This is a genomic window from Asticcacaulis sp. SL142 (genome assembly GCF_026625745.1).
Classification (GTDB): Bacteria; Pseudomonadota; Alphaproteobacteria; order Caulobacterales; family Caulobacteraceae; genus Asticcacaulis.
In genome coordinates this window covers 626,163-645,226 of sequence record NZ_CP113061.1, presented here as the reverse complement: position 1 = coordinate 645,226, position 19,064 = coordinate 626,163, and the positions used below count along the sequence as shown (strand labels likewise).

At 54.3% G+C, this 19,064-nt stretch carries 18 protein-coding genes and 1 pseudogene; 18 read left to right on the top strand and 1 reads right to left on the bottom strand.

Translation table 11 applies throughout. The features are described from left to right. Position 1: 1 nt before the first annotated feature. The 18 genes and pseudogenes from OVA03_RS02980 to OVA03_RS02895 all read left to right on the top strand — a co-directional run bounded on the left by OVA03_RS02980 (position 2) and on the right by OVA03_RS02895 (position 18,060). On the top strand, positions 2–607 hold the full coding sequence (locus OVA03_RS02980) for an NADH-quinone oxidoreductase subunit C (RefSeq protein WP_267526710.1): 606 nt from the start codon (positions 2–4) through the stop codon (positions 605–607). Positions 608–640: 33 nt separating this feature from the next. Beyond that, positions 641–1,030 (top strand): hypothetical protein, encoded by a 390-nt coding sequence (locus OVA03_RS02975; RefSeq protein ID WP_267526709.1) that lies wholly within the window; start codon positions 641–643, stop codon positions 1,028–1,030. Between the two features lie 63 nt (positions 1,031–1,093). Next, entirely contained in the window at positions 1,094–2,326 is a 1,233-nt protein-coding gene (locus OVA03_RS02970) for an NADH-quinone oxidoreductase subunit D (protein ID WP_267526708.1), read from the top strand. Next, complete coding sequence (locus OVA03_RS02965) at positions 2,326–2,682, top strand: hypothetical protein (protein WP_189487244.1); 357 nt, start codon at positions 2,326–2,328, stop codon at positions 2,680–2,682. Before OVA03_RS02970 ends, OVA03_RS02965 begins: the two co-directional genes overlap by 1 nt. 34 nt (positions 2,683–2,716) lie before the next feature. Beyond that, a complete protein-coding gene (gene nuoE / locus OVA03_RS02960) occupies positions 2,717–3,382 on the top strand; it encodes an NADH-quinone oxidoreductase subunit NuoE (RefSeq protein WP_267526707.1) in 666 nt (221 codons plus the stop codon). Position 3,383: 1 nt separating this feature from the next. Continuing rightward, positions 3,384–4,706, top strand: a complete 1,323-nt coding sequence (nuoF, locus tag OVA03_RS02955; protein WP_267526706.1) for an NADH-quinone oxidoreductase subunit NuoF — start codon at positions 3,384–3,386, stop codon at positions 4,704–4,706. 5 nt (positions 4,707–4,711) lie between these two features. Beyond that, complete coding sequence (locus tag OVA03_RS02950; RefSeq protein WP_267526705.1) at positions 4,712–5,152, top strand: TM2 domain-containing protein; 441 nt, start codon at positions 4,712–4,714, stop codon at positions 5,150–5,152. 66 nt (positions 5,153–5,218) lie between these two features. Further along, positions 5,219–7,270 (top strand): NADH-quinone oxidoreductase subunit NuoG, encoded by a 2,052-nt coding sequence (gene nuoG / locus OVA03_RS02945; RefSeq protein ID WP_267526704.1) that lies wholly within the window; start codon positions 5,219–5,221, stop codon positions 7,268–7,270. Between the two features lie 12 nt (positions 7,271–7,282). Then, on the top strand, positions 7,283–8,344 hold the full coding sequence (gene nuoH, locus OVA03_RS02940) for an NADH-quinone oxidoreductase subunit NuoH (protein ID WP_267526703.1): 1,062 nt from the start codon (positions 7,283–7,285) through the stop codon (positions 8,342–8,344). Then, positions 8,341–8,832: an NADH-quinone oxidoreductase subunit NuoI gene (gene nuoI / locus OVA03_RS02935; protein WP_189487233.1), complete on the top strand. Its 492-nt coding sequence runs from the start codon at positions 8,341–8,343 to the stop codon at positions 8,830–8,832. Before nuoH ends, nuoI begins: the two co-directional genes overlap by 4 nt. A gap of 11 nt (positions 8,833–8,843) precedes the next feature. Next, entirely contained in the window at positions 8,844–9,458 is a 615-nt protein-coding gene (locus tag OVA03_RS02930) for an NADH-quinone oxidoreductase subunit J (protein ID WP_189487231.1), read from the top strand. Continuing rightward, on the top strand, positions 9,455–9,763 hold the full coding sequence (gene nuoK, locus OVA03_RS02925) for an NADH-quinone oxidoreductase subunit NuoK (RefSeq protein WP_189487229.1): 309 nt from the start codon (positions 9,455–9,457) through the stop codon (positions 9,761–9,763). The genes OVA03_RS02930 and nuoK overlap by 4 nt, the downstream gene beginning before the upstream one ends. A 6-nt stretch (positions 9,764–9,769) precedes the next feature. Further along, positions 9,770–11,810, top strand: a pseudogene (gene nuoL / locus OVA03_RS02920) (NADH-quinone oxidoreductase subunit L). A gap of 19 nt (positions 11,811–11,829) precedes the next feature. Then, positions 11,830–13,332 (top strand): NADH-quinone oxidoreductase subunit M, encoded by a 1,503-nt coding sequence (locus OVA03_RS02915; RefSeq protein ID WP_267526702.1) that lies wholly within the window; start codon positions 11,830–11,832, stop codon positions 13,330–13,332. Positions 13,333–13,344: 12 nt separating this feature from the next. Continuing rightward, positions 13,345–14,781, top strand: a complete 1,437-nt coding sequence (nuoN, locus tag OVA03_RS02910; protein WP_267526701.1) for an NADH-quinone oxidoreductase subunit NuoN — start codon at positions 13,345–13,347, stop codon at positions 14,779–14,781. A gap of 29 nt (positions 14,782–14,810) precedes the next feature. Further along, positions 14,811–15,566, top strand: a complete 756-nt coding sequence (locus OVA03_RS02905; protein ID WP_267526700.1) for a biotin--[acetyl-CoA-carboxylase] ligase — start codon at positions 14,811–14,813, stop codon at positions 15,564–15,566. Between the two features lie 38 nt (positions 15,567–15,604). Next, positions 15,605–16,384, top strand: a complete 780-nt coding sequence (locus tag OVA03_RS02900) for a type III pantothenate kinase (protein ID WP_267526699.1) — start codon at positions 15,605–15,607, stop codon at positions 16,382–16,384. An 8-nt stretch (positions 16,385–16,392) separates the two neighbouring features. Further along, a complete protein-coding gene (locus OVA03_RS02895) occupies positions 16,393–18,060 on the top strand; it encodes a ribonuclease J (protein WP_267526698.1) in 1,668 nt (555 codons plus the stop codon). On the opposite strand, the gene OVA03_RS02890 is transcribed toward OVA03_RS02895, so the two are convergent. After that, entirely contained in the window at positions 18,049–19,062 is a 1,014-nt protein-coding gene (locus tag OVA03_RS02890) for an Ldh family oxidoreductase (RefSeq protein WP_267526697.1), read from the bottom strand. The genes OVA03_RS02895 and OVA03_RS02890 overlap by 12 nt on opposite strands. Between the last annotated feature and the right edge of the window lie 2 nt (positions 19,063–19,064).

Below are 19,064 nucleotides of genomic sequence, written 5' to 3'. Positions count from 1 at the left end.
TATGTCATTAGAGAAACTGAATGCTCTCGCCGAACGCGCCAAGGCCGATTTCAAGGATGGCCTGCTGGATGCGACGTTCTCTTACGGTGAACTGACGCTGACGGTTGAGCGTGAGCGTACAATTGAAATCATGACTAAGCTGAAAGACGGCGAGCATTACCGCTTTCATCAGCTTATTGATCTGACGGGCGTGGATTACCCTAAGCGCGATCTTCGTTTTGATGTCGTGTACCATCTTTTGTCGTTGACGAAGAACCTGCGTATTCGGGTTAAGGTTATGACCGATGAAGTCGTGCCGGTAGCCTGCCTTCGTGAAGTCTACCCTAACGCGGATTGGTATGAGCGCGAAGCCTTTGATATGTACGGAATTTTGTTCGCTAATCACCCGGATTTACGCCGGTTGCTGACGGATTACGGTTTTGAAGGTCATCCGCTGCGCAAGGATTTCCCGATGACCGGGCATGTCGAAGTGCGTTACGACGAGGCGCAAAAGCGCGTGGTTTATGAACCTGTAAAACTGGTTCAGGAGTTCCGCAAATTTGACTTTATGTCTCCGTGGGAGGGCGCGTCCTATGTCCTGCCGGGCGATGAGAAGGCCAGTAGCTAAATAAACAGCTAAAAACCTGAAACGGGGGGCGTTATGGGTAGGTTTAAATCGGTTCGGTCGGCAGTAAAGTTTTTTGCCGTCAGTTTGTCGGCGGCGTATCTTTTTACCATCGTCATGAAATTGACCGGATGGTTTACGCGCTCACCCGATATACCGGATGAGGGCATGGCGACGACGGGGATGTCGATCATCGTCGGTGTGGCGATATTGATTTTTGGGGCTGCGGTGCGGCGCTTTACGGCAGCGGAAACGCAGGCCGCATTATTGGGGGCTTCAGCCGTGCTTCTGGCAACGCCAGTGGTGCAGTTGGTGACGACGCATAGTTTTGATTTGTCGATGCTGGTGGTTTCCGGTTTTGGCATTATCACTCTGGTGGCGGGGCTGCTCGTGGCATTGACGCGCAGACCGACGCTGGATGAGTAAATTTCGCGGAAGCCGCTGGTTCAGACTGGCTGTTTTCGGGTAGTGGGATAGAAGGATGTGATCATGGCGGATGATGTGAAGCCACAGAGCGATCTCAAGAGCGAGCTTACGCGTCAGAATTTTGACGATCGTAAGTTCACGATCAATTTCGGTCCCCAGCATCCGGCGGCACACGGCGTTTTACGTCTGGTGCTTGATCTTGACGGTGAAATTGTTGAGCGCGTTGATCCGCATATCGGCCTGCTGCATCGCGGCACCGAAAAGCTGATGGAATATCGCACATACCTGCAAAACATTCCCTATTTTGACCGTCTTGATTATGTCGCCCCGATGAATCAGGAGCACGCCTTCTGTCTGGCGATCGAAAAGCTTCTGGGCGTTGACGTGCCTAAGCGCGCGCAGTTGATCCGGGTGCTGTTCTCCGAAATCGGCCGCGTACTAAATCACCTTTTGAACATCACCACTCAGGCCATGGATGTGGGCGCTCTGACGCCACCGTTGTGGGGCTTTGAGGAGCGTGAAAAGCTGATGGTGTTCTATGAGCGGGCCTGCGGGGCACGTCTGCATGCCAACTATTTCCGCCCCGGCGGTGTCCATCAGGATCTGACACCTGAACTGATCGACGATATCGAGCAGTGGTGTAAGGAGTTCCCGCGAGCCCTGAACGATATTGAATCTTTGGTGACCGAAAACCGTATCTTCAAGCAACGTAACGTCGACATCGGCGTGGTTTCAGTTCAGGAAGCGTTCGACTGGGGCTTCTCCGGCGTCATGATCCGCGGGTCAGGCGTCGAATGGGATCTGCGTAAGTCGCAACCCTATGAGTGCTATGATGAGCTCGATTTTGATATCGTCATTGGCAAAAACGGCGACTGCTGGGATCGGTATCTGTGCCGCGTTGAAGAAATGCGGGTTTCGGTTAGCCTGATGCAGCAGTGCATTGAGAAACTTCGGGTAACGCCGGGCGATGTCCTGTCAAATGACCACAAGATCACACCGCCCCGCCGCGCCGAAATGAAAAACTCGATGGAAGCGCTGATCCATCACTTCAAGCTCTATACCGAAGGCTTTAAAACCCCAGAAGGTGAAGTCTATGCCTGCGTCGAAGCGCCCAAGGGTGAGTTCGGGGTTTATCTGGTGTCGGACGGCACCAACAAGCCTTATAAGTGCAAGATCCGCGCACCGGGCTTTGCTCACCTTCAGGCGATGGACTGGATGAACCGTGGCCACATGCTGGCGGACGTGTCGGCTATTCTGGGATCGCTGGATATCGTATTCGGTGAGGTTGACCGCTAATGAATATCTGGTTGGCTTTCGCGCTGTCGTTTGGTTTTCTGGCGGTCGCAGTGTATCTGCGCTACCTGCTGGCCAAGGCGGCTTGGTCGTATCACCCTGATGGCGCAAAAGGATATCTCAAGGATATTCTGCTTGAGACCATCGTGTCTTATGCACCGATGCTCGCTATCATTTTCTCAGTGCGCCTCTACATCGAATTTAATCCGCAAGATGCCGGATCACCTTTGGTCATGGGGTCTATCGCCGTTGCCGTGGTATCCATGCTTCTGGCCAAGCGTCTGCCGTTTGTTAAGGCGGCCAGCCAGCGCATGATGAAGGCGCGCTCCGACCGTTGGGAGGCTGCGGCTAAGCAATGATCTGTTTTTTCTTTAATAGTGAGAGAGAGGCCTGATGTCTGTTCGCCGCCTCGCCAAAGAGCAGCCCGAGAGTTTTGCCTTCAAGCCCGAAACGCTTGAAAAGGCTAACTGGTGGATTGCCAAATACCCTGATAACCGTCGTCAATCGGCGGTCATTCCTATTCTGTGGCTGGTCCAAAAGCAGGAAGGCTGGGTCAGTGAGCCCGCTATTTCCGCGATCGCCAAGATGCTGGGCATGGCGCAGATCCGTGTTTATGAGGTCGCGACCTTCTACACCATGTTCATGCTGGAGCCGGTAGGATCGAGTGCGCTCATTCAGGTGTGCGGCACGACGCCGTGCATGTTGCGTGGCTCCGACAAGCTGATGGACGTTTGTAAATCCAAGATCGGCGCTAAGGATAAGCTGTCTGCTGATGGTAAATTTACCTGGCAGGAAGTTGAATGTCTGGGGGCCTGCACCAATGCGCCTATGGCCCAGATTAATGACTATTTCTATGAAGACCTGACCCCCGAAAACTTGGCGCAGATCATTGATGATTTTGCCGCCGGTAAGTCGCCCAAGGCAGGGCCTTATAACGGTCGTCACACGTCTGAACCTATTGGCGGGGCGACGACCTTGCTCGATCCCAAACTTTATGATGGCTCAGCCACAAAGCCGATCAAAATTCCGAATGCACCCGTTCCGGAGGCAAATGCGTAACATGGCCAAAACACTGGGTATTCTCGAAGATAAAGATCGCATTTTCACCAATTTGTACGGCTTCCAGGATTGGGGTCTTGACGGTGCGAAGCAGCGCGGCTGCTGGAATGCGACCAAGGATATTCTGTCCTATGGACGCGAGTGGATCATCACTAACGTCAAGAACTCTGGTCTGCGCGGTCGGGGCGGGGCGGGCTTTTCGACCGGGTTGAAATGGTCGTTCATGCCAAAAGAGGTTAAGGATCGTCCGCACTATCTGGTCGTCAATGCCGACGAATCCGAGCCCGGCACCTGCAAAGACCGTGAGATTATGCGCCATGATCCGCATCTGCTGATCGAAGGTTGCCTGATCGCGTCGTTCGCCATGCAGGCCCATGCCTGTTACATCTATCTGCGCGGCGAATATGTGTTTGAGCGCGAGCGGTTAGAGGCGGCGGTTAAACAAGCCTATGAAGCCAGGCTCATTGGCAAAAACAATGTCCACGGCTGGGATTTTGACGTTTACGTTCATCACGGTGCCGGGGCCTATATCTGCGGCGAAGAAACCGCTCTTTTGGAATCGCTGGAAGGCAAAAAAGGCCAGCCGCGTCTTAAGCCACCATTCCCGGCGGGGGCTGGGCTTTATGGCTGCCCGACAACCGTAAACAATGTTGAATCGATTGCCGTCGTCGGCACGATCCTGCGCCGTGGCGCCGAATGGTTCGCCGGTTTTGGCGCCCCAAATAATACCGGCACAAAGCTGTTCTGTATTTCCGGTCACGTTGAGCGACCTTGTAACGTCGAAGAGGCCATGTCGATACCGTTCCGTCAGTTGATCGAAGATCATTGCGGTGGGATTCGTGGTGGGTGGGGTAACCTCAAGGCCGTCATTCCGGGCGGATCATCGGTGCCGATGATTCCGGCCGAGCAGTGTGAAAACCTGCCGATGGACTTCGACAGTCTGCGCGCCCTGCGCTCTGGTTTGGGAACGGCAGCGGTTATCGTCATGGATAAGTCGACCGATCTGATCCGCGCCATTGCCCGCCTCAGCTATTTCTACAAACACGAAAGCTGTGGCCAGTGCACACCGTGTCGTGAAGGTACCGGCTGGATGTGGCGGGTTATGGAGCGCATGGTTAAGGGCGATGCTGATCCGTCGGAAATTGACATGTTGCTCGAAGTCACCACTCAGGTCGAAGGTCACACGATCTGCGCGCTGGGTGATGCCGCGGCCTGGCCGATTCAAGGCCTGATTCGCCATTTCCGCCATGAGATCGAAGACCGCATCACGCTTTACCGTTCGCGTAAGTCTAACGTGGCCGGCCATTCTATAGCGGCGGAGTAGGGGATATGCGCGGAAAAGTCCTGTCATACGACGACAGCTTGGCTCAAGGCCTCATCAGCGGTGATGACGGCGTGCGCTATGGCTTTACCCGCGCAGACCTTATGGGTGGCGCTCGCTCAGTTGCGACGGGCTCGACGGTTGATTTTGAAGCCTCCGATGGCCGGGCCGTCAGCGTTTATGTCGTCTCCACAGGCCTGTCCGATAAGAACAAATGGGTGGCCGCCCTGTTGACTTTCTTCTTCGGCATCTGGGGCGTGCACAAATTTTATCTGGGTAAGAACACCGCCGGTGTCATCATGCTGGTGTGCGGGACGGTGGGATGGTTTCTGGTCATCCCCGGCATAGCTGTCGCCCTGATATCGTTTATCGAGCTTATCATCTACCTGCTCAAATCCGAGCAGCAGTTCCACGAAGATTATGTCGCTGGCGACCGGTCTTGGTTCTGATAAATTGTTAGTATTTTCGCGTAGTTATCTTACGATACCTGCGTTACTGAATGAGGTTTGAAGCCTATGGCGAAAGCAAAAGTCAACGGCGTTGAGGTCGAATTCGATCCCGGCATGACCGTGCTTCAGGTAGCTGAACTGGCGGGGGAAGAAATCCCGCGTTTCTGCTACCATGAGCGCCTGTCGATCGCGGGCAACTGCCGGATGTGTCTGGTCGAGGTAAAGCCCGGACCGCCAAAGCCGCAAGCCTCATGCGCGCTACCAGCCGCCGAAGGTCAGGAAATTTTCACCAATACGCCGATGGTCAAAAAGGCCCGCGAAGGCGTGATGGAGTTCCTGCTGATTAATCACCCGCTCGATTGCCCGATTTGCGATCAGGGCGGTGAATGTGATCTTCAGGATCAGGCTATGGGCTATGGCCGTGGCGGTTCGCGCTATGCTGAGAACAAGCGCGCCGTCGAAGAAAAATATCTTGGCCCAACGATCAAAACCTTCATGACCCGCTGCATTCAGTGCACGCGTTGCGTTCGGTTTTCCACCGAAGTCGCGGGCGTTACCGAAATGGGCATGATCTCACGCGGTGAAAATGCAGAGATCACGTCTTATCTGGAACAGGCAGTATCGTCTGAACTGTCGGGAAATCTGAACGATCTGTGCCCGGTCGGCGCTTTGACTCATAAACCGTGGTCATTTAACTATCGCCCGTGGGAACTGCAAAAAGTTGAGTCGATCGACGTGATGGATGCGCTGGGCGCGCACATTCGTCTGGACTATCGCGGGCCGACGGTTCTGCGTGCTTTGCCGCGCCTTAAGGAAGACATCAACGAAGAATGGATCACCGACAAGACCCGCTATGCGGTTGATGGTCTGTCGCGTCAACGTCTTGATAAACCTTACGTTCGTAAAGCTGGCGGTTTGCAAGCGACCACCTGGGCGGAAGCTTTGAAGGCTGTTGCTGGTAAATTGAAAGCGACTTCACCGGACAAAATCGGCGTGATCGCGGGGGATATGATCGATGCCGAAGGTTTGAAGGCAACCAAGGATCTGTTCTCTTCACTGGGCGTCACCAATCTTGATTGCCGTCAGGATGGCTCCAAGATCGGCCGTGGCGCTCGCGAAGCTTACCTGTTTAACACGGGCATTGCTGGCATCGAAGACGCCGACGCCATCCTGATGATCGGCACGGATTTGCGCAATGAAGCGGCGCTAATTAATGCCCGTATCCGTAAATCCTGGCTCAAGGGCGATGTGCAGGTGGCGGTTATCGGTGAGCCCTATGATCTTACCTATGATTACGTCCACTTAGGCGCTGGCCCCAAGGCTCTGAAAGACCTTAAGAAACACGTTTTCCGAGATGTCTTGAAGAACGCCAAAAAGCCCGCCGTTCTGGTGGGGAATGGCGCGATTTCTGGTAGTGACGGCGCCGCGGTGCTTAACCTGATCGCCTCCGAAGTCCTGAGTGCATATGATGTGGTGCGTGCCGACTGGAACGGTTTCAATATCGTCCACCAAGCCGCGTCGCGTGTTGCCGGGTTGGATATCGGCTTCGTTCCGCAAGGTGGCGGTCTCGATACTGAGGCGATGTTGGCTGGCGGATTGGACGTTGTCGTACTGCTGGGTGCCGACGAAATCGATACAGCTAAACTTAAAGGCAGCTTTGTCGTGTACATCGGTCATCACGGTGATGCGGGCGCGGCCATTGCAGATGTGATTTTGCCGTCAGCCGCCTACACCGAAAAATCAGGCATCTATGTCAATCTCGAAGGCCGGGTGCAAATCGCTGAACGCGCCGTGTTCCCCAAGGGGGACGCCAAGGAAGATTGGGCCATCATGCGCGCCCTGTCCGAAGCTCTGGGCAAGACCTTGCCGTATGACAGCCAGTCTGATCTGAGGGCCAAACTGATCGCCGATCATCCGACCTTTGGGCGGATAGATGTGAAGCCTTCACAAAAAAGCTTTGATGTCAAAACCCTGGGTGCTAAGGGCGAGGTCTCTGACCGAGTCTTCGCGTCAAATATCAAGGATTTCTACCTGACCAACCCGATAGCCAGAGCCAGCGTGGCCATGGCGGAATGTTCCGCTGCCCGAGCGCCGAAGCTGTCTGTGGCCGCCGAGTAAGAGAGACGACTGATGGAAGCAACTTCATTTTGGGCCACACCCTGGGGCTGGACGATCATTACGGTCGGTCAGGCTCTGGCGGTTATCGTCGGCGTGATGGTCTCTCTGGCCTTCCTGCTATGGGGTGACCGTAAGGTCTGGGCTGGCGTGCAGATGCGTAAAGGGCCCAACGTCGTGGGGCCGTTCGGTCTGATGCAATCCTTTGCTGATTTCTTCAAGTTTGTGCTTAAGGAAGTCGTCATCCCGGCCGGTGCCGATAAGGTCGTGTTCCTTCTGGCACCGCTGATCACCTTCATTTTGGCGTTCATGTCCTGGGCGGTTATTCCATTTGCGCCGGGTTGGGTCGTATCTGACATCAATGTCGGCATTCTTTATCTGTTTGCGATCTCGTCCTTGGGTGTTTACGGCATCATCATGGGCGGTTGGGCATCGAACTCGAAGTATCCGTTTCTGGGGGCGCTGCGGTCGGCGGCCCAGATGGTATCTTATGAAGTCTCTATCGGCCTGATTGTTATCTGCGTGATCCTGCTGGTTGGTGACATGAACCTGTCGCGTATCGTTGAGCATCAGGCGGGCGGTTTCTGGAACTGGCATGCATTTGCGCCCAAGACCATCATCGTCATGTTCCCGGTCATGATCATGTTCTATGTCTCGGCACTGGCGGAAACCAACCGTCCGCCGTTTGACCTGCCGGAAGCGGAATCCGAATTGGTGGCGGGTTATCAGGTCGAATATTCTTCGACGCCATATCTGCTGTTCATGATTGGTGAATATGCCAACATCGTGCTGATGTGCGCGCTCATCACCATTATGTTCTTTGGGGGGTGGCAGGCGCCATACCCAACGGCAGGTTTCCTTGTGCCCGGCTCGGTGGGCGAGGCTATCCACGGTCTGATGTGGTTTATCCTAAAGGTAGTTTTCTGGTTTGTGATGTTCGCCATCGCTAAAGCTATCGTTCCGCGTTATCGCTACGACCAATTGATGCGTCTGGGCTGGAAAGTGTTCCTGCCTGCCTCATTAGTGGCTGTTGTTTTGATTGCGGCCTACCGCGTATTCGGAGGTAATTTGATATGATGTCCCGTATCGGCCAAGCCATCAAAGGCGCCATGCTGATGGATTTCATCGGGGCCACGGGCCTTGCGGTGAAGTACATGTTCAAGCCCAAGGCGACAATCAACTATCCGTTTGAAAAAGGCCCGATCAGCCCGCGTTTTCGCGGTGAGCATGCCCTGCGCCGTTATGCCAATGGCGAAGAACGCTGTATTGCCTGTAAGCTGTGCGAAGCCATCTGTCCGGCTCAGGCTATCACAATTGAGGCTGAACCCCGTGACGATGGTTCACGCCGCACGACCCGTTACGATATCGACATGGTTAAGTGCATCTATTGCGGCCTGTGTCAGGAAGCCTGCCCGGTTGATGCGATTGTCGAAGGGCCGAACTTTGAATTTGCGACCGAAACCCGCGAAGAACTCTACTACGACAAGGAACGTCTGTTGGCGAACGGCGACCGTTGGGAACGCGTTATTGCGCGTAACCTCGAACTTGACGCGCCTTACCGGTAAAGGATGACGCTATGACTTTGATGGCTATAGCCTTTTACATCATGGCACTGATTACGGTCGCATCCGGATTTTTGGTGATTACCGCCAAAAACCCGGTGCACTCGGTGCTGTTTTTGATCTTGGCCTTCTTTTCGGCAGCCGGGTTGTTTGTGCTGCTGGGGGCGGAGTTCCTGGCCATGCTTTTGGTCGTGGTCTATGTCGGCGCGGTGGCGGTTCTGTTCCTGTTTGTTGTCATGATGCTGGATGTGGATTTCAGCAAACTACGGCAAGGATTTGCCAACTATCTGCCGATTGGCGGCGTTGTGGCGTTGCTACTCATGACGGAACTGATCATGATTAGTTTTGCCGTCGCTGATCGTGGTGCGGCCGCAGGTAATGAGCCGCAAGCCTTTACGGCCGATGCGACCAATATCGAAACCATCGGTCGGGTGCTTTATACCGATTACGTATATCTGTTCCAGGCGGCAGGGTTTGTGCTGCTGGTGGCTATGATCGGTGCCATCGTGCTGACGCTCAAGCACCGCACCAATGTCAAGCGTCAGGATATTTCTAAACAGGTCGGTCGTCAGCGCAAAAACGCTGTGGCTATCGTCAAGGTCAAAACCGGCGAAGGGATCAAAGAATGACTATCGGCCTCGCACACTATCTTACCGTTTCGGCCATTTTATTCACGATTGGGGTGCTGGGCATCTTCGTGAACCGACGCAACGTCATTATTATCCTGATGTCGATCGAGTTGATCCTTTTGGCGGTCAATATCAACTTCGTGGCCTTCTCAAGCTATCTGCATAATGTACAAGGGCAGATCATGGCCATGTTTGTCCTGACAGTGGCAGCGGCTGAGGCCGCGGTCGGTCTGGCTATTCTCGTTACCTTCTTCCGTAATCGCGGCGATATCGAAGTCGATGACGCCAGCATGATGAAAGGCTAATCCATCATGCCGAGCATAGTTACTGTTCTGGTTCTGGCGCCGATGGTCGGCGCGCTGATTGCGGGCCTGTTTGGCCGCCGCATTGGCAATATTGCCTCCCAAGGGGTTACGACCGGGCTGTTGTTCCTGTCGTGCGCCCTGTCGTGGTATGTGTTCGGGGCTCACACCTGGGGCGGCATGTCGGATTTTACCGTCAAGTTGCTGGACTTCATCAATATCGGTACATTCCAATCGGCGTGGTCGATCCGGATCGACGCCTTATCGGCCACCATGCTGATCGTCGTCACCTCGGTGTCTTCGCTGGTCCACCTCTATAGCTGGGGCTATATGGCCGAAGACCCGTCGCGGCCGCGCTTCTTTGCCTATCTGTCACTGTTTACCTTTGCCATGCTGATGCTGGTGACAGCGGCTGACTTCATGCAGTTGTTCTTCGGTTGGGAAGGGGTAGGGCTGGCGTCCTATCTGCTGATCGGGTTCTGGTTCAATAAAGCCAGTGCCAACAATGCGTCCATCAAGGCGTTCGTCGTCAACCGCGTCGGTGATTTCGGTTTCGCGCTGGGGATCATGACCGTCTACTGGATGTTCGGCACCGTTAATTTTGCGGAACTGTTCCCAATGATCGAGGCCAAGGCCGGCACGACCTGGATGTTCCTTGGCTATTCATTCAGTGCCATTGATCTGGCCTGCTTCCTGCTGTTTATCGGCGCTATGGGTAAGTCCGCGCAGTTCTTCCTGCACACTTGGTTGCCGGACGCGATGGAAGGTCCAACCCCCGTGTCGGCCCTGATCCATGCGGCAACCATGGTGACCGCCGGTGTCTACATGGTCTGTCTGCTGTCTCACATGTTTGAATATGCGCCGGTCGCCAAGATGATTGTCGCTTATGTTGGCGCGATTACGGCGATCTTTGCGGCGTCGATCGGGTTTACCCAGAACGACATCAAACGCGTTATCGCGTTTTCGACCTGTTCTCAGCTTGGCTACATGTTCTTTGCGGCCGGTATTGGCGCTTATCAGGCCGCCATGTTCCACCTGTTCACACACGCTTTCTTTAAGGCGTTGCTGTTCTTAGGCGCCGGTTCGGTCATCCACGGCATGCACCATGAGCAGGACATGCGTAAAATGGGCGGGCTATATAAGTATATGCCGATCACCTATGCCGTCATGACCATCGGCACCATCGCCATTACAGGTCTTGGGATCCCGGGCACGCAGATAGGCTTTGCGGGCTTCTTCTCTAAGGACGCGATCATAGAATCTGCCTGGGCGATGAGCGAAACCCCTCAAGGCATGTTTGCCTTCATCATGGGCTTGTCGGCAGCGCTTTTGACGTCCTTCTATAGTTGGCGTCTGGCCTTCATGACCTTCCACGGCAAGAAGCAGTGGGAACATGCTCACGACGACCATCATGGCCCACTCAGAGGCTCACGGCCATGACGATCACGCGCACGATGATCATGGACATGGGCACCACGCCCATACGCCGCACGAAAGCCCGCTGATCATGCTGGTGCCTTTGCTGGCCTTGGCTGTGGGAGCTGTCGCGGCTGGCTTTATCTTTGCGCCTTATTTCGTCGGTGATCATGCCCACGATTTCTGGGGCCATGCGATCTTTACCGCACCCACCAATAACGTCATGCACGATGCGCACCATGTTGAGATGTGGGTTAAGTTTGCACCGCTGGTTGTGACCTTGCTGGGTCTGGTGTTGGCCTGGTTCTTCTACCTTAAGCGCCCGGATCTGCCGAAGAAGATGGCCGCGAATGAGGGGCCGCTCTATACCTTCCTGTATAATAAGTGGTTCTTCGATGAGATTTATCAGGCCACTCTGGTCAAGGGCTCGCGCGCGCTCGGTAATTTTTTCTGGAAAATCGGTGATGTTAAAATCATTGATGGTCTGGGGCCCAATGGGGCGGCGTGGTCGGCCTTGAAAGCCGCTAAGAATCTGGTCAAGACCCAAACGGGTTATGTCTATCACTATGCGTTTGTTATGTTCTTAGGTGTCGCGGGTCTGTTGACCTGGGTCGTATTCTGGCTGGCCGCTTAAGAGGGGATAAGTTTCAACAATGTCACTGGTTATACCTAATCTCCTGAGCGTCATTACCTTCCTGCCTTTGGCAGGGGCGCTGGTCATACTTGTTCTGCGAGCGATGTCGCGCAAAGACGATGAAGCCGCGATCGACACCAATGCCAAGTGGATCAGCCTGTGGACGACACTGGCGACGCTGGCTTTGAGCGTGGTCATGTTGGCGGGCTTTGACCACACCACGACCGAATATCAGTTTGTCGAGAAAATTCATTGGTTTGGGCCCTTGTCCTACCATCTGGGTATAGACGGCATTTCGATCCTGTTCGTGGCCCTGACCGCATTCCTGATGCCATTGTGTATTCTGGCGTCGTGGACCTCGATCAAGACGCGTCTGGTCGAATACATGATCGCGTTTCTTATTCTGGAAACCCTGGTCATCGGCGTGTTCACAGCACTTGATCTGTTCCTGTTCTACGTCTTCTTCGAAGGCGGTCTGGTGCCGATGTTCCTGATCATTGGCATCTGGGGCGGTAAGAACCGGATTTATGCGGCCTATAAGTTCTTTCTCTATACCCTGCTGGGGTCGGTGTTGATGCTGGCCGCCATGCTCTACATGGTGAATGTCGCTGGCACCTCCAGTATACCAGAACTGTCTAAATTCGCATTTGCTGAAAATGCTCAGCCGTGGCTGTGGTTTGCCTTCTTTGCCTCATTTGCGGTCAAGATGCCGATGTGGCCGGTACACACCTGGTTGCCGGATGCCCACGTTGAGGCGCCGACCGCGGGTTCGGTCATGCTGGCGGGGATACTCCTGAAACTGGGCGGCTACGGCTTCATCCGCTTTAACCTGCCAATGTTCCCGCAGGCGTCGGAAATGTTCACGCCGTTTGTATTGGCCTTGTCGGTTATCGCCATTGTCTATACGTCGCTGGTGGCGTGGCGTCAGACCGATATCAAAAAGCTGATTGCCTACTCATCCGTTGCGCATATGGGTTTTGTGACCATGGGGATTTTCGCCGGCAATCAGGCAGGTATTCAGGGCGCGGTCTATCAGATGATCAGCCACGGTATCATCTCCGGCGCTTTGTTCCTCTGTGTCGGCGTGGTTTACGACCGGATGCATACCCGTGAGATCAGCTTCTATGGCGGTCTGACCAACCTGATGCCGCACTATGCCTTTGTGTTCCTGCTGTTTACGATGGCCAATGTCGGTTTGCCGGGCACGTCGGGTTTTGTCGGCGAAATCCTGACCATGACCGGGGCTTATCAGGCCTCGACCTGGACGGCCCTGATCGCAGCTTCCGGTGTGATCTGGTCAGCGGTTTATGCGCTCAATCTGTTCAAGAATGTCATGTACGGGCCGGTAACCAATCCGAAGCTTGAGGGCATTAAGGATTTGTCCGCGCGCGAAACTCTGGTTTTTGTGCCGCTGGTTGCGGGCACGCTGCTGCTGGGTATCTATCCGGCGTTTATATTTGATTTTACGACCGTCAGTGTGGACGCCTTGGTTGGCGTCTACCAAGCGGCTATCGGCGGTTAAGGGTGGCTTGATATGGACTTGAACCTCGGTCTGAATTTGGCGCTGCCAGAACTGATCATCGCTGTAGGTGCGCTGGTTATTCTGGTATTTGGTGCCTTCCGTGGCGACAAAGGTATGACATCGGTCAGCGCCTTGTGCGGGGTAGTGCTTATTGCGGCGGCCTATTTTGCAGCTTTTGTTGAACACGGCACGGCGTTTTCCGGCTCGTTTGTCATTGATGGCGTGGCCGCCTTTGCCAAGGTCTTTATCTACATCGCGGGCGTTTTTGTGATTGTGCTGGGGCAGGGCTATTTTGACCGCGTCGACAATCGCCGCTTTGAATTTCCGATTCTGATCCTGCTGGCAACACTGGGTATGAGCATGATGGTGTCGGCGGGTGACCTGATTGCGCTCTATATCGGTATCGAACTGCAATCGCTGGCGCTTTATGTTCTGGCCGCCTTCCGTCGCGATGATCCGAAGGGTTCCGAAGCTGGCTTGAAGTATTTCGTACTTGGAGCCCTGTCGTCAGGCCTGCTGTTGTACGGTGCGTCGCTGATATACGGCTTCACCGGCTCAATGAATTTCAATGATATTGCGGTCGCGGCGGCAGCTAATCAACAAACGGGCCTGATCTTTGGTCTGGTGTTCCTGATCTGTGGTCTGGCGTTCAAAATTTCAGCAGCGCCCTTCCATATGTGGACGCCGGATGTCTACGAAGGCGCACCAACTCCGGTTGTGGCCTTTGCGGCAGGCGCGCCTAAATTTGCGGCTCTGGTGCTGATTGCCCGTGTCCTTATGGGCGGTTTTGAGGATTCGATTGAGCAATGGCGTCAGGTCATTCTGGCCATTTCGGTTATGTCGTTTATCGTCGGTGGCTTAGGCGGTTTGATGCAAAAGAACATCAAGCGTCTGATGGCCTATTCATCTATCGCCAATATGGGTTATGCGTTGCTGGCCATCGCCGCCGGTACTGAATACGGCGTTCAGGCGCTGTTGCTGTTTTCGGTGCTTTACATGGTCGATACGCTCGGCATGTTTGCCGTGCAAATGGCTCTGTCGCGCAAAGGCCAGCCGGTTGAAAATGTTGCCGATCTGACTGGTATGTCTAAAATCAGCATGCCCATGACTATCGTTATTACCATCCTGATGTTGTCGTTACTAGGTATGCCGCCACTGGGTGGATTCTGGGGCAAGTATTACATCTTTGGTTCAGCTTTGGCGGTCGAAGGTTTATGGCCATTCGCGGCACTTGGTCTGGCCGCATCGGTTCTGTCTGCCTTCTATTACCTGCGCATCCTTAAGGTCATGTGGTTTGATGCCCCGACCGATGAACTGGATAAAGCTCCGACTGAGGCCAAATGGATTGCCTACGGCGCCGCGGCGTTTGCATTTCCGATTGCTATGTTGGCCCTTCACTGGCTTGATCCGTTAGCGCAAATGGCGGCCAGCAGTTTTGGTCTTAAATAAAGAAAGGTGTCCGGGTACGGTCGGCGACTATGGCATCTTACTCTTCGTCCCGAATTGAAGTTTTTGATGTCCTGCCGTCCACCCAGACGCTGGCGGTTGAACGGTTGCGATCCGGAGTGGTTGGATCAGGCTGGATTCAGGCTCGGATGCAAACGGACGGCATCGGTCGCCGGGGGCGGGCGTGGTTAGGTTTTTCAGGGAACCTGATGGCATCCTGGTACGGTTTACTGCGCTTAGACGTAGGTCATGTGACCCAACTCTCGTTTGTTGCAGCCCTTGCCGTTACAGATCTATTGCGGCCGCTGGTGCGTGATAAGGCTGACTTGGCGATCAAATGGCCCAACGATATCCTCTATAAAAACCAAAAACTGTGCGGCATTTTAGTGCAGAGTGAGCCTACCGAGGTCGAAGGCTATCTCGGCATCATCGTCGGCATTGGTCTGAATGTCGCTGCGGCGCCGGAACTCGAAGCTTATGCCACGGCGGCCCTTAAGCACGTCGTTCTGACACCCGAAGATTTTGATCCCTTACTGTTGCTTGAAGACCTGAGCGTCTATTTCGATCAGCGCTTAAAGCTTTGGCAGGAGGCGGGGTTTGGCCATGTCGCTCAGGATTGGCTTGAACAGGCCTATGGCCGTGATCATCTGATCGAGGCAGAGGATGCGGGCGGCTCCATCAATGGCAAACTGCAAGGCCTTGACCCATATGGTGCCTTGAAGATCATGGATGCATCCGGCGTGGTTCATCACTTTAGTGGTGGTGAAATTGCCTATAGGGACAATTAACGGACGCAACTCACTGCGGAACCGGCGAAAGAAATGATATGCTGCTTGCCATAGAACAGGGCAATACCAATACTTTGTTTGCCGTCCATGATGGGGAAACCTGGGTAGCGCAATGGCGTGCGTCGACCGATTCGACCAAGACGGCGGATGAATATGCCGTCTACCTGTACCAATTGCTGCAGATGAGCGGTCTTGATTTCAAATCGATAACCGACTGCATCATATCCTCGGTCGTGCCGCAGTCTTTGTTTAATCTGCGCAAACTGGCGCAGCGTTATTTTAACAAGCAACCCTATGTCGTCGGCGACAATACCGTCCTCGGGATCGAGGTGCGGATCGATAAGCCGAAAGAGGCGGGGGCTGACCGCTTGGTCAATGCCATAGGCGCGCACATCGCCTATTCAGGCCCATTGATCGTGATCGATTCCGGTACTGCGACTACTTTTGATGTTGTCGCGGCCGATGGCGCGCTGGAGGGCACCGCGATTGCCCCCGGTATCAACCTGTCGGTTCAGGCACTCCATCTGGCGGCTGCTAAACTGCCGCGCATTGCAATTGAACGACCGGCTCATGTAATCGGCAAAGATACAGTCTCGGCCATGCAGTCGGGCATATTCTGGGGCTATGTTGGTCTGATTGAATACCTTGTGACCTCAATTCAGGCAGAGTATGGTCAAAAAATGAGTGTAATCGCAACGGGCGGTGTTGCCTCTCTGTTTGAGGGCGCAACCGACAAAATTGACCACTTTGATCCTGATCTGACCCTGCGTGGGCTCCTTGAAATTTACCAGCGCACCGTAGGCGCTTCAAAAGCATAAAAGAAAAAATGAAAAAACATAAAGATGAACTCGTGTTCCTGCCGCTTGGCGGCTCGAACGAAATTGGCATGAACCTGAACCTCTATGGCTTCGGGCCAGAAGATAACCGGCAATGGATTCTGGTTGATGTCGGCGTGACCTTTGGTGACCTGACGACGCCCGGCATTGAGGTCATTGTACCCGATCCGAAATTTCTGGAAGGCGAAACCATTCTAGGTGTGGTGCTGACCCATGCCCACGAAGACCATATCGGTGCCTTGGGCTGGCTGTGGGATAAGATTAAAGCGCCCCTCTATGCCACGCCTTTTACGGCATTTCTAATCCGGGAAAAGCTTCGTGAAGCTGGGGTCGATGATTTTGATCTTACCGAAGTTCCGTTAGGAGGTAGCATTAAGATTGGGCCATTTGAGATTGATTACATTACAATAACCCATTCGATACCTGAGCCAAACGGGCTGGCTATCCGCACCCCGTTAGGGACGATCCTGCACACCGGTGACTGGAAAATAGATCCCGACCCGATCACCGGCAAAGCGACCGACATCAGCGCCATCACAAAGCTGGGGGATGACGGCGTGCTGGCCATGATCTGCGATTCTACCAATGTGTTTGTCGAAGGTGCATCAGGCTCAGAGGCTGGCGTTCGTGACGAACTGGCTAAGGTGATAAAGACCCTGAAAGGCAAGGTGGCTGTGGCCTGCTTTGCATCTAACGTCGCGCGGATGGACAGCGTAATCCGGGCCGCCGAAGCCTGCGGTCGTAGGGTATGTCTGGTAGGCCGTTCCATGCACCGCATGACGGCGGCGGCGAAACACGTCGGCCTGTTGAGCGGGATCAGTGAATTTGTGACCGAAGGCGAAGCCTCCAAAATGAAGCCCACCGAAGTGCTTTATCTGTGCACCGGCTCTCAAGGCGAACCGCGGGCAGCTCTGTCGCGGATAGCGGACGGTAATCACCCCTTGGTCAAACTCAAATCCGGTGATGCTTGTGTGTTTTCATCGCGGGTTATTCCAGGCAATGAAATTTCCATTCGCTCCCTGCAAAATCGCCTGTCGGATTTAGGCGTTGAAATTCATACGGAAAAAGATCATCCGGGCATTCACGTCTCCGGGCACCCGGCACGCGACGAACTGCGTCAGATGTATGAATGGGCGCGTCCACGTATTGCGGTGCCTACCCACGGTGAGCGCCGACATCTGCAGAAACATGCCGCCTTAGCCGCTGAAATCGGCGTGCCAGAACAGATTACGCCTAGAAACGGCGATATGGTGCGCCTGGCACCCGGTCGGGCTGAAATTATAGATGAAGTGCATGCAGGGCGCCTGTTTGTTGATGGTGGTATGTTGGTGCCCGAAGGCGCTGACGCTCTGCGCGAACGCCGTCACGCTGCTCATAATGGCATGCTGTTTTGCTCGTTTGCGCTGGATCGTAAAAACAAACTGGTCTCGATTGTCGAAGTCCGCGGTTTGGGGCTGGCCTTTGAAGATGACGACACCATCTCCGATCAACTGGAAAATATGTGCGATCTGGTTGAAAAGGCGCTGCAAAAATTGTCGCCGGAAGAACGGGATGATGATGTCACGGTTGAGACAACCGTGGCGCGCGTACTGAAAAAAGCGGCCCAGAATATCTGGGACCGCCGCCCGATCGTGGAAACGATTATACTACGGCTTTAACAGAGCCAAAATGTCTTCATATAGCTTGGCCGGGATCGTTACAGCTCCGGTCTCAAGACTGCGGGCGCGGGCTTCATAGCGTCGCTGTGACGGCAGGCGCGCGCCTTGGTCGATGATCGCATTAAAAAGCGCTTCAGCGCGATCTGTATGCCGCGCCCAGTCCGGCCCCATGAAAGTTTTGGGATTAATCGCAATGATTAGTTCGCCATGATATGGCGTGGCACCTGTACCGGCATCGTATGCCTGCGATTCCAGACTTAAGAAATCGCCGATCAACGGGCCTGCCATTAGTTCTATCATGGCCGAAAGGGCCGAGCCTTTATACCCACCAAAGGTTAGCATGGCGCCACTCATTGCGGCCTCAGCGTCAGTGGTGGCGTTGCCGTCCTTATCGACGGCCCAACCTTCGGGAATAGCTTTACCGGCCCGACGATGAAGCTCGATTTCGCCGCGGGCGGCCGCACTGGTGGCGAAGTCAAAGACAAATGGGTTGCCGCCCGGTCTTGGCCACGCAAACGCGATGGGATTGGTGCCGAACACGCCCTTGGTACCCCCGTAAGGCGCAACCCAGCTATGGCTTGGGGTCATCGCAATAGCTACTAGCCCTTCCGCCGCGATGGCCTCAATTTCAGGCCACAAAGCCGAGAAGTGATAACAGTGGTTGATGGCAAGTGCTGCCATGCCATGGCGTTTGGACTTTTCAACTAAAAGCGGGCGACCCATGTCAAAAGCCAGCAGAGAGTAGGCCCCTTTGGCATCCACGCGCACGAGCGTGTCCGCGGCATCACTGATTTCGGGTTCTGCATCTGGCGAAACCTTGCCGGAACGTAGGGTATGAACGCACACGAGCAGCCGATAAAGACCATGAGATTGGCATTCGTCTCTCTGGCAGGCCCATATAACCCTGGCTATTGATTGAGCATGATTTTTTGAAAAACCATTGTCTATTAGGACATTAATCGAAAGATTTAAAGCTTCATCTAGGGTAATGGTCGCGGTCATAT

Excerpts from the sequence above, each read along its gene's own strand:
- OVA03_RS02980 (WP_267526710.1), top strand. The coding sequence starts at position 2 with ATGTCATTAGAGAAACTGAATGCTCTCGCCGAACGCGCCAAGGCCGAT.
- OVA03_RS02975 (WP_267526709.1), top strand. The coding sequence starts at position 641 with ATGGGTAGGTTTAAATCGGTTCGGTCGGCAGTAAAGTTTTTTGCCGTC.
- OVA03_RS02970 (WP_267526708.1), top strand. The coding sequence starts at position 1,094 with ATGGCGGATGATGTGAAGCCACAGAGCGATCTCAAGAGCGAGCTTACG.
- OVA03_RS02965 (WP_189487244.1), top strand. The coding sequence starts at position 2,326 with ATGAATATCTGGTTGGCTTTCGCGCTGTCGTTTGGTTTTCTGGCGGTC.
- nuoE (WP_267526707.1), top strand. The coding sequence starts at position 2,717 with ATGTCTGTTCGCCGCCTCGCCAAAGAGCAGCCCGAGAGTTTTGCCTTC.
- nuoF (WP_267526706.1), top strand. The coding sequence starts at position 3,384 with ATGGCCAAAACACTGGGTATTCTCGAAGATAAAGATCGCATTTTCACC.
- OVA03_RS02950 (WP_267526705.1), top strand. The coding sequence starts at position 4,712 with ATGCGCGGAAAAGTCCTGTCATACGACGACAGCTTGGCTCAAGGCCTC.
- nuoG (WP_267526704.1), top strand. The coding sequence starts at position 5,219 with ATGGCGAAAGCAAAAGTCAACGGCGTTGAGGTCGAATTCGATCCCGGC.
- nuoH (WP_267526703.1), top strand. The coding sequence starts at position 7,283 with ATGGAAGCAACTTCATTTTGGGCCACACCCTGGGGCTGGACGATCATT.
- nuoI (WP_189487233.1), top strand. The coding sequence starts at position 8,341 with ATGATGTCCCGTATCGGCCAAGCCATCAAAGGCGCCATGCTGATGGAT.
- OVA03_RS02930 (WP_189487231.1), top strand. The coding sequence starts at position 8,844 with ATGACTTTGATGGCTATAGCCTTTTACATCATGGCACTGATTACGGTC.
- nuoK (WP_189487229.1), top strand. The coding sequence starts at position 9,455 with ATGACTATCGGCCTCGCACACTATCTTACCGTTTCGGCCATTTTATTC.
- OVA03_RS02915 (WP_267526702.1), top strand. The coding sequence starts at position 11,830 with ATGTCACTGGTTATACCTAATCTCCTGAGCGTCATTACCTTCCTGCCT.
- nuoN (WP_267526701.1), top strand. The coding sequence starts at position 13,345 with ATGGACTTGAACCTCGGTCTGAATTTGGCGCTGCCAGAACTGATCATC.
- OVA03_RS02905 (WP_267526700.1), top strand. The coding sequence starts at position 14,811 with ATGGCATCTTACTCTTCGTCCCGAATTGAAGTTTTTGATGTCCTGCCG.
- OVA03_RS02900 (WP_267526699.1), top strand. The coding sequence starts at position 15,605 with ATGCTGCTTGCCATAGAACAGGGCAATACCAATACTTTGTTTGCCGTC.
- OVA03_RS02895 (WP_267526698.1), top strand. The coding sequence starts at position 16,393 with ATGAAAAAACATAAAGATGAACTCGTGTTCCTGCCGCTTGGCGGCTCG.
- OVA03_RS02890 (WP_267526697.1), bottom strand. The coding sequence starts at position 19,062 with ATGACCGCGACCATTACCCTAGATGAAGCTTTAAATCTTTCGATTAAT.